Annotated in this window: 6 protein-coding genes; 4 read left to right on the forward strand and 2 right to left on the reverse strand. The window is 62.6% G+C overall.

What is annotated here, in order from left to right:
• Window positions 1–957 precede the first annotated feature (957 nt).
• Window positions 958–2,229 (reverse strand): Nramp family divalent metal transporter, encoded by a 1,272-nt coding sequence (locus DPA01S_RS15545; RefSeq protein ID WP_061917728.1) that lies wholly within the window; start codon window positions 2,227–2,229, stop codon window positions 958–960.
• Window positions 2,230–2,567: 338 nt separating this feature from the next.
• Between DPA01S_RS15545 and DPA01S_RS15550 the strand changes: the two genes are divergently transcribed.
• The 4 genes from DPA01S_RS15550 (at window position 2,568) to DPA01S_RS17105 (ending at window position 7,492) form a co-directional block, all read left to right on the forward strand.
• Window positions 2,568–3,176 carry a M23 family metallopeptidase gene (locus DPA01S_RS15550; protein ID WP_232303209.1) on the forward strand — a complete coding sequence of 203 codons (609 nt, stop codon included), beginning with the start codon at window positions 2,568–2,570 and terminating at the stop codon, window positions 3,174–3,176.
• 82 nt (window positions 3,177–3,258) lie between these two features.
• Window positions 3,259–4,218, forward strand: coding sequence for an SURF1 family cytochrome oxidase biogenesis protein (locus DPA01S_RS15555; RefSeq protein WP_061917734.1), 960 nt, complete (start codon window positions 3,259–3,261; stop codon window positions 4,216–4,218).
• 250 nt (window positions 4,219–4,468) lie between these two features.
• Window positions 4,469–6,463, forward strand: coding sequence for a bifunctional copper resistance protein CopD/cytochrome c oxidase assembly protein (locus DPA01S_RS15560; RefSeq protein ID WP_061917737.1), 1,995 nt, complete (start codon window positions 4,469–4,471; stop codon window positions 6,461–6,463).
• Between the two features lie 537 nt (window positions 6,464–7,000).
• Entirely contained in the window at window positions 7,001–7,492 is a 492-nt protein-coding gene (locus DPA01S_RS17105) for a M23 family metallopeptidase (protein ID WP_232303210.1), read from the forward strand.
• 96 nt (window positions 7,493–7,588) lie between these two features.
• On the opposite strand, the gene DPA01S_RS15570 is transcribed toward DPA01S_RS17105, so the two are convergent.
• Window positions 7,589–8,095 (reverse strand): Dyp-type peroxidase (locus DPA01S_RS15570; RefSeq protein WP_157076989.1); only part of this gene is annotated, 507 nt, incomplete at its 5' end.

Genomic DNA, 8,095 nt, shown 5'->3' on the forward strand with positions numbered 1-8,095 from the left:
GGCCCGACCAGCCATTATGTTAACGCCGATAACGTCGATTCTGTAAAGCTAGCGGCTCAAAGCGCCTTAAACGCCGCTCGTCCGCACCCTGGCGTGGATACTTGATGACAGTCTGCTCGCGCAGACTGTGCGGGGCCCGGCTGGCGACCGAGGGAACATCGAGGCCAGAACCGGGAGGGTCGAAAATGCGCAACACGTACTCGGCAACGACAGCTTGTACATTCGCCGGCCGCACAGCGATTATCGTCGGCGTCGCCGCGCTGACCATCGTCTACGGGTTTGCCCTGTTCATTAGAGGCCCGGATGTTGGCGCTAACAACGGTTGCACTAGCACATACAGTGATGCCCCGGCCCGCCAATCCCTGCGGGATGAATACCAGCGAATTCTTGATGAGGCGGATCCGACTTCCACTGTGGATTGGACCTCAACGTGGTCGTATTTCCCCCCGGGATGGGTTTGCTCTGCCCGCGGTTTGGTCGGTGGCGAAGGTCAGACGCTAGGCGTCATATATCCACCGGCATGGGGAGCTGCAGTGGTCCTGACCGGGGCGGGGGCGACTATAGGCGGAGCACTCACACTCGTCGGCACCCATCTCGCACGATCGCGGAACACCGCACGCAATGCGCCCTACTAACGCTCGTTTCACCGATAACCAGACCTTATGACAAGCTAATGGTGTCGAGTTTCCGATCGCGCGAACTCTGTACCCCACCGAACCGTTCCCCACATTCGTATCGGTCAACCCCAGCGCGACCTGCGCGTGGGTGGATCTCGGGCCTGCGCTTCGTTGCTTGCGCCACCTTGACCGCAGGGAAATGACGGAATGGTGGAGCAGGTCGCCACCTGCGGACCGTTGTCGAGACTCGTGTTTCATACCACGCGTTCGCACCACGCGGAGCCCCTCCGGACGGTGCAACATGCCGCAGCAACAATGGTGCACCATAGGGTGGTGTAACTCAGGCAATTCCCGTCTCGAGAGCCACCAGCGCGACATTCAAAGCAATGATTACAGCAGCGATCGCCCAGCCCAGGAATGTTGTTTCGCGCGCATTGACCGAGGCGCCCATGAGGGATTTTCGGGAAGTGAGCCACACCAATGGCACCAGCGCAAACGGGATGCCAAACGACAGAATTACCTGGCTCAGAATCAGCGCGTACGTGGGATCAACCCCGGCTGCTAGCACAATAATGGATGGGATAATGGTGATGAGCCTGCGGGTGAGGAGTTTCATCCGGGTACGAAACAGGCCCCCCATGATGTCGCTGCCCGCGTAGGCGCCAACGGCAGTTGATGCGAGCCCTGAAGCCAATAGCGCGATTGCGAACATAAGACTGGCTGTCGTGCCGAGGGTGTTCTCGATCGCAGCGTGAGCCCCTTCAATAGTCTCAGTGCCCGCCACTCCGGGGAGCACTGATGCCGCCACAAGCAGCATCACTAGGTTCACTGACCCGGCGATCGTCAACGCGATAGTCACATCTACCCGAGTTGCCCTGATTAACCGGGAAAGCGGGTAGGTCCTCTCTGTACCGAACCTGTCACGGGCGAGTGAGGAGTGCGCGTAGATTGCGTGCGGCATGACCGTTGCCCCGAGAATACTTGCTGCCAGCAACACCGATTGGGCGCCGTCGAAGCGGGGGATCATGCCACCTAGTACTGCACCAGGCTCGGGCGGAGCAATGAACAGGCCGTAACAGAACCCGATGACGATCACGAGCATGAGGCCGATGATCGCGAACTCAAACGTTCTCGCTCCACGTTGAGCTTGCAGCAAGAGAAGCCCTGTGGAGATGACTCCCGTGATAACAGCACCGGCGACAAGGGGGACATCGAACAAGATCCACAGCGCGACGGCGCCCCCGATGACTTCAGCGACATCGGTAGCGATCGCGACGCATTGGGCCTGCAACCCATACAGGACACGCCATGCCCGGTTGGCGATGCGCTGACCGAGAAGCTCAGCCATGCTCGACCCAGTAACCAACCCGAGCTTGGCCGAAAGGTACTGGACCAGCCACGCCGCTGCGTTCGCCGCAACAAGCACCCATACCAACAAGTACCCGAACTGAGCCCCGGCAGACATGTTGACGGCAACATTTCCAGGGTCAAGGTAGGCCACACCCGCGACTAGGGCCGGGCCCAACAGCCATGCTCGGCCCGATCCCCGAGCTCTCAGCTGCAGTTTTGTCTGTGCCCCCACTGTACGAGCCCCCTTATTCCACTCCCTCATACATTCTTCGGACGGACGTCTACCCGAGCCCGTTGTCGCCTGGCCACCAAGACGTATGGCCAGATCGACCGTAGCGCACGGACCAGCAACGGTTTGACCTGCGATGTTTCAAGTCTCCGGAGATCGCGCAAGACAAGACGATATGAAACTGTTACCGTTTCGAGAGTAATCGGAGACCGCCCGCGGCCAGCCGGAAGCATCACCACGTCAAAGGAATCAGCATGTCGAACTCTTCGCGGGCTGTACCGTTCGCCGATCTCATGGTCTCGCTCGGTGTCGAGACCACTGCGTCCCCTGCCGGCCGGCATCGGGCCCGCCACTCTGCGGGAATCGGCCGCATGGCTGCCACCACCCTGGCCGGCGCGGCGATTGCTAGCGGTGCAGCACTGAGCGCCACGCCTACCGCCTCCGCCCAATCGTCTGATCTCGACCAGGTCGGACAGATGGTCCAGGAGGTCGGCGCTCAGCACGGCATCGGGGCCGAGCAGGTCCGCGCGTACGCCAGCCAGATTCCCGGGCTAGATCAGCTCGGGCTCGGTTCTTTGCAGCTGCCTGGCAGCGTCGACGCACACAAGCCGACCGACGGTGTTGTCACTTCGAGCTTTGGCCCCCGGTGGGGCTCCAACCACAGTGGCACCGACTTCGGCGCTCCAATCGGTACTCCCTTGTACGCGGCCAAGTCTGGCACTGTCGTGGCTTCCGGGCCCGCCGCCGGCTATGGGCTGTGGATCCGCATCCAGACTGACGACGGCTACCTCCTGGAGTACGGCCACAACAACGCCAACTACGTGTCCGTGGGCGAGCGGGTCACTGCCGGCCAGGTGATCGGCGAAGTCGGCAACCGGGGTGACTCGACCGGCCCGCATCTGCACCTGGGCGTGCAGAACCCCGCCGGCCAGTGGATCGACTCGGTGTCGTGGCTTGCGACGAACGGTGTCATCATCTGACGGATGCGCCCACCGCGGCGGTCTCGGCGAACCGGAGGTCCCAGATATTGACCGCTTTGGTCCCGGGTCTACCGTGAACGGCGTGCAGAGGTTCTTTCGTGCGATCACGTCGGGATGGCTGATCGCCGTTATCGCCGTCGCGCTTTTTGTGTACGCGTGTTTCACGCTGCTTGCACCGTGGCAGTTGGGCAAGAATGAGGATCTACAGGCACGCAACTCACAACTCCGTGAGAGCATCGAGGCCGATCCGGTGCCGCTGGCGGAGCTGACGACTGGCAACACTCCGCTGGAGCAGTCCGAGTGGCACCTCGTGACGACGACTGGCCGCTACCTTCCGGAGGCAGAAGTTCTACTACGCCAACGAGCGGTCGACGGTAAAGCCGTGTACCAGGTCTTCGCCGCCTTTCGAACCGAGAAGGGCACTGACCTTCTCATCAATCGCGGGTGGGTTCCAGTCGGCGAGAACAATTCGGTGCCGGACTACCCTGCGGTACCGGCTGATCCCGTGACCATCACCGCCAGGCTCCGAATGGCTACCGATGCGCCAGCAGAGCCCATCGTTTTGCATGGTCGACACATGGTGCGCAATGTCGAAACCTCCGCAATAGGTCCGCTTGTGGGCCTCGACCTCGTGCCGCATCACCTCCAACTCCCCGGAAACCAACCCGGGTCGCTCGAGCCGGTGCCGACGCCGTCCATCGAGGCGGGCAGCTACCTGTCCTATGGGTTGCAGTGGCTCGCGTTCGGGGTCCTAGCACCAGTTGGCTTCGGGTACTTCCTGTGGAGCGACATCCGAGAGCGCCGCCGCAACCGTGCCGATGGCATCGACCTCGAAAACGACGCCGGCGAGGGCCCCCAGGGGCGGACCGACGACGGTGACAATACTGCTACCGACGCATCAGGCCGTCCCGTTGCTACTACCGCCAGCGGACCCATCTCGCATGAGCGCCTCATCGAGAAGACTGTTCGCGATCGCTACGGCACCAGGTTCGACGCGGAACGACGGCGCCATCTGCGACAAGGTAACCGTCTCGATTATTGAGTGCTGCTGCCTCAATGTGCTGACCGAACCTTTCCTTTCCGTCGCCGTGTCCCGCCAGGCGGCTACCCATCGACCTCTCGATTGACCTCGAACGACTCCGGGGCCTTCGAGGTGCAACCCGAAGCCTGGTTGGCGACGGCCTCGGCGGGCCCCGCTAATTTCCCTGGCTCCGCCGACAGCAGGACCCCCTTGGTCGCGATCCCCCTTCGTCCATTCCGGTTCTCGGGGTTGAGCTTTCTATGATGAGCCCATGAGTTCTCCTCTGGCGAGCGTGCGCCGACCTGTCTGGCCGGTCATTCTGGTCCTGCTCGTCATCGGTGCCGCTCTAGCGGTCATGCTGTCCGGATTATCAACAGCCCAGGCCCTGGTCCTTTTGGGTATTCCCGACCCTGGGATCCTCACCACTGCCGGGCTACCTGCCACACGGGTAGTCGCCGAATTGCTCTGCGCAGTCGCGGTGGGCACCGCGATGTTCGCGGTGTTCTTCACACCTGCGGCACCCGATGGGACCCTCGACGTGGCCGGGTATCGCGCACAGCGACTCTCATCGTGGGCGAATCTGGCATGGGCGGCCTCGGCCGCGCTGCTCATCTTGCTCACCCTCTCGGACACTTCGGGCAAACCATTATCCGCCTCGCTTCCGCCCGAGCAGTGGATTCTCGCCGTCGAACAGATCGAGGTCGCCTCATCGTGGCGGTGGGCTGCGTTGCTGGCTTTGATTGCAGGCATCGGCCAGCGCTTCAGCCTCTCGTGGCGTTGGTCGGCGGTGTGGCTCGCCGTCACCGTATTGTCACTGCTGCCGGTCGCGGCGACGGGACATGCGGCAGGCGCGGTGGCGCACGACATCGCCACCAATTCGCTGATCCTTCACCTCTTTGCCGCCGCGGCATGGGTCGGCGGCCTCATCGCCGTGCTTGTGCACGCCTGGCGGGGAGGCAAGAAGGTCGCGCTCGCACTGCGTCGATTCTCTGCGGTCGCGACCGTGGCGATCGTGGTGATGGCACTCAGCGGCGTCATCAATCTCTTCACCCGTTTGCGCCTGTCCGACCTGCTCACCTCCACATACGGATTGCTTGTCGTAGCTAAACTGTTCGCCCTGGCCCTACTGGGCTTGTGTGGTTTGCTGGTACGCGCCCGCATCCTCGCCGATCTGGACAGTCGGGACCCCGACGCACCGCTTCGCCGGCGCATCCTCATTCGTATCACCGGCATTGAGGCTGGATTGATGGCCGCGACTATGGCCATCGCTGTATCTCTGGGCCGCACCCCGCCGCCGGCACCTCGCTACCTCCCGAGCGTTCACGAATCGCTGATCGGCTTCCAACTCTCCGGGCCGATCACCATGGCCACGATCGTCGGGCAATGGCGGTTCGATCTACTCTCGGGAACACTGGCGGTCGTCGCGCTCGGTCTTTACCTCTGGGGCTTACGAACGCTGCGAAGGCGAGGAATCGGATGGCCGACCGGTCGCACCATCTCGTGGGTGGCCGGCTGTGTGTTCCTCTTTCTGACCACCAGCTCGGGCTTCGGCATGTATGCGAGAGCCGAGTTCTCCGCCCACATGACCGCACATATTCTGCTGTCCATCGTCGTGCCGATATTCCTCGCAATGGGGGGGCCGATGACCCTCGCCCTCCGTGCTCTACCTGCCGCTGCACCCGCAGATCCGCCCGGTCCGCGCGAATGGTTGCTCGAATTCATCAACAACCCGATCTCCCGGCTTCTCACCCACCCGGCCGTCGTCGGGGCGCAGTTCGTAGCTGGTTTCTACCTCTTCTACCTCGGAGGCATGTACGAGGAGCTAATCTCCGAGCACCTGGGCCATATGTTCATGAACGGATTCTTCCTGGTCAGCGGTTACCTGTTCTTCTGGGTGATCATCGGCGTGGATGAAACACCCACACCTGTGAGCCCTCGCACCAGATTCCTGATACTCCTGAGTTCGATGTCGTTTCATATCCTTTTCGGGCTTATGCTGATCAACTCGCAAACGATCCTCGCCGAGGCTTGGTACAGCGATCTCAACCTGCCGTGGATCCCTGATCTTCTTCGCGATCAGCAAGTCGGAGGTGGCATCTCCGTGGCCGCGGGCGAGGCGATGCTGTTGGTTGTCCTCCTCGCCCTCGGGCGCAGATGGCATTCCAGTAGAGGACAGACGCGGGAACGTGCCCACCGCGCCACGGCGGACGAGCGTGCCGAACCGCGCTCCGAGAAGGTGCTACAGCAGGGCCCGAGCTCGAACTGAAGCCGAGCTCCTTGAGGCTGCCCCGCATGCCCGCGGGCAGCAGCCAAACGACCCTCGCACGGGGGAGCCATCTTGCCCCGAGGTTTGCAGTGGCCGAATCGACTCGACTACCTTCGCACGGGTAAGATCACGAAAGCATCACGGCGCAGCGACAGAGGGGACACGGCGGCAGTGAAGAGAAGGCGCGCTCGCCGCAACGGAGACTCGCTCACAGTCGACCATTGGGGGCTCGACGGTACGGTTCGGCATCGCGGGGAACATCGCCGCCCCTCCCAGGCAACCGCCGTCCGCGATCGGGTCATCGTGGTCGCGGTTGCTGCAGGGGCGGTCACCTCGTCGGGCAGCGCTCTGGCCACCCCGCATGAAGACGCCTCCGGTGAACACATCGACCTGATCGCTCACCAATCGACGATCAGTCCGAGCGCGCCCGAGGTGCCTCCCACTGCGTCTGACCAGGCAGAGGCGCCCGTGCCACTTCCTGGCAGTCCTGAGCCCATCACCCCACGGGAGGACGCCGCGGACGAAGGTGCCGCCTCCATGGTCACTTCGCTGATGACCGGCACGGCCATCGATACGTACCGACAGGTCACTGAGGAGACCGCGCGTCGTCCGAAGGCAGCGATGCCGACGAGCGGTTCGCTGACCTCCGGATTCGGCCAGCGCTGGGGGGCACTCCACGGCGGTGCCGATATCGCCAACGCCATCGGCACTCCCATCTTGGCGGCCAGCGAGGGCATGGTCATCGATGCCGGGCCAGCGCAAGGATTCGGCAACTGGGTGCGCATCATGTCGGATGAGGGCACGATGACCGTTTATGGACACATGGAGGAAGTCCTAGTGTCCACGGGCCAGCGCGTACAAGCAGGGCAAACAATCGCCCTAATGGGAAATCGCGGTTTTTCCACCGGGCCTCACCTGCACTTCGAGGTCTGGACAAATGAGGGACGAGATCGAGCGGATCCCCTGGAGTGGCTCCGACAGAAGGGCGTCGACCCGTACTCCAACAATTCGCTTGCCGTTCAGAGCTAGCTCTGAACTGTTCTGAGGAGCTGGCGCCCTCGTGTGCGGTGCGCCGCCTCGGGCTGTCAACCGACTGTCGATGCCATTGGCCAGTACCTCGGACGGTTATCCCTCCATCACTCCTTGGCCGATATAGCCACCCTCCTGGCATCCGGGCGGAATGGCGAAGACAGCTGATCCGATCGGCACAGTCCAGGTGTTAAGCATGTCCTGCTCGGCGAGTCGTTGCTGGATCGGGAGATACTGCCGTACCGGATCGGCTTGGTAGGCGGCGAACAGCAGTCCGGAGTTGCTGATCTCACCTGGCTGCGGGGTGTCGTCGTAGTTGTACGGTCGACGTAGGATTGTCTCGCTTCGGTTGCGCGAATGCGCACGGGCGATATGCGATTCGGCGGGAATGACGGGCAAACCGACCTCGTTCATCGCCGTGAAGTCTGCGGGGTCGTGCTCGTCTGTGCCAGTGAGCGGAGCACCCGTGTCCAGTTTTCGTCCCACCGAAAGCTCGCGGCTGTTTCGGTCGATCTCCTCCCACGAGTTCATCGTCATCCGGATGCGGCGCAGCACCAGCGACGTCCCCCCACGCATCCATTGCTGTTCCGCGCCGTCTGACCT

The sequence above is a fragment of the Dietzia papillomatosis NBRC 105045 genome, from assembly GCF_001570845.1.
Lineage (GTDB): Bacteria > Actinomycetota > Actinomycetes > Mycobacteriales > Mycobacteriaceae > Dietzia > Dietzia cinnamea.